The organism is Streptomyces sp. NPDC057253, from assembly GCF_042669125.1.
GTDB lineage: Bacteria > Actinomycetota > Actinomycetes > Streptomycetales > Streptomycetaceae > Streptomyces.
The window spans coordinates 1-1,570 of the sequence record NZ_JBHUXV010000299.1; the positions used below are offsets into that span (position 1 = coordinate 1).

At 68.5% G+C, this 1,570-nt stretch carries 3 protein-coding genes and 1 tRNA gene; 2 read left to right on the top strand and 2 right to left on the bottom strand.

Going from position 1 to position 1,570, the window contains the following annotated elements; genetic code table 11:
• Positions 1 to 26: 26 nt before the first annotated feature.
• Both ACFULQ_RS49095 and bcp read right to left on the bottom strand, forming a co-directional pair.
• Positions 27 to 110: transfer RNA gene (locus tag ACFULQ_RS49095), tRNA-Leu, on the bottom strand.
• Positions 111 to 248: 138 nt separating this feature from the next.
• Positions 249 to 716 (bottom strand): thioredoxin-dependent thiol peroxidase, encoded by a 468-nt coding sequence (bcp, locus tag ACFULQ_RS49100; protein ID WP_383558359.1) that lies wholly within the window; start codon positions 714 to 716, stop codon positions 249 to 251.
• 94 nt (positions 717 to 810) lie between these two features.
• Between bcp and ACFULQ_RS49105 the strand changes: the two genes are divergently transcribed.
• Both ACFULQ_RS49105 and ACFULQ_RS49110 read left to right on the top strand, forming a co-directional pair.
• On the top strand, positions 811 to 1,140 hold the full coding sequence (locus ACFULQ_RS49105; RefSeq protein ID WP_383558362.1) for a DUF3618 domain-containing protein: 330 nt from the start codon (positions 811 to 813) through the stop codon (positions 1,138 to 1,140).
• Positions 1,141 to 1,184: 44 nt separating this feature from the next.
• Complete coding sequence (locus tag ACFULQ_RS49110) at positions 1,185 to 1,535, top strand: co-chaperone GroES (RefSeq protein ID WP_020138964.1); 351 nt, start codon at positions 1,185 to 1,187, stop codon at positions 1,533 to 1,535.
• Positions 1,536 to 1,570 lie beyond the last annotated feature (35 nt).

Here is a 1,570-nt window from a genome sequence, read left to right on the forward strand (position 1 = left end):
CCGCTGGGGTGGCCCCTCTCCATGTGTGCGGCCGGTGGGACTCGAACCCACACGGGTGTGAACCCACTGGGACCTAAACCCAGCATGACTGCCAGTTCCATCACGGCCGCGCAAAACGGTCATCAAGCTGACCGGCAGCGTTCAGTGTACGGGTTGGGACATCACGCGACGAGGGAAGTCCTCGCCTCCGTAAAGCGGCCCGCGCCGGATGTTCCGGTGCGGGCCGTTCGGCAGGGGGACGCGAGACCTCAGATGCCCAGGTCCTTGATGATCTTCGCCACGTGGCCCGTCGCGCGGACGTTGTACAGGGCCCGTTCGACCTTGCCCTCCTCGTCCACGATGACCGTGGAGCGGATGACGCCCATGTACGTCTTGCCGTAGTTCTTCTTCTCGCCGTACGCGCCGTAGGCCTCCGTCACGGACTTCTCCGGGTCGGCCAGCAGCGTGACCTTCAGGGACTCCTTCTCGCGGAACTTCGCCAGCTTCTCCGGGGCGTCCGGGGAGATGCCGATGACGTCGTAGCCCGCGCCGGCCAGCACCTCCAGGTTGTCCGTGAAGTCGCAGGCCTGCTTCGTGCAGCCGGGGGTCAGCGCGGCCGGGTAGAAGTAGACGATGACCTTGCGGCCCTTGTGGTCCGACAGGGAGACCTCGTGGCCGTCGGCGTCGGGCAGGGTGAAGGCGGGGGCCACGTCCCCGGGCTGGAGTCGCTCGCTCATTGGGTCAGCGTAACCGGGGGTCCTGACAGTGCGGTCGCGCCGGGAACTGACAGACTGTCCACGACACGTACGAAGCGACTTCGGAGGGCCTGCCGTGGCGGACACGTCGGACATCAGAACCCCGGCGCAGATCGAGGCGGACATCAAGCGCCGCCGCGAAGTGCTGGCCGATACGCTCGACGAGATCGGGGTGCGGGTGCACCCGAAGACGATCGTCGGGGACGCCAAGGCCAAGGTCGTCTCCAACATCGATCACACGCTCGGACGGGCCTACGTCTCCGTCAACAAGGCCGTCACCGAGGTGAAGGCCCAGTTCGTGGACGAGGAGGGCTCGCCCCGCCTCGAGCGTGTCGTGCCCGTCGCCCTCGTCGCCGTGGGACTCGTGGGGCTCCTCGCCCTCGGTGCCCGGCGTCGCAAGGGCTGACCCGGCCGCGTACTCGGGCGTCGAAGACAGGTAGGTTCAGTGGCGTGAGCGCCAAGAGAAACGACACCCCGCACGACAAGCTGCCCATCCGGATGCTGCACGACCGCGTGCTGGTGCGGCAGGAGAACGGTGAGGGCGAGCGACGGTCGGGCGGCGGCATCCTGATCCCGGCCACCGCGGCCGTCGGGCGTCGGCTGGCCTGGGCCGAGGTCGTCGCCGTGGGACAGAACGTCCGCACCGTGGAGCCGGGCGACCGTGTGCTCTACGACCCCGAGGACCGCGCCGAGGTCGAGGTGCGGGGCGTCGGGTACGTCCTCATGCGCGAGCGCGACCTGCACGCCGTGGCCGCCGACCGGTTCGAGGGCTCCGAGGACTCGACCGGCCTGTACCTGTAATACGACGGCGAAAGGGGCCGGTGACCATCGTCACC

Coding starts and splice junctions, on each gene's coding strand:
- bcp (WP_383558359.1), bottom strand. CDS start 716: ATGAGCGAGCGACTCCAGCCCGGGGACGTGGCCCCCGCCTTCACCCTG.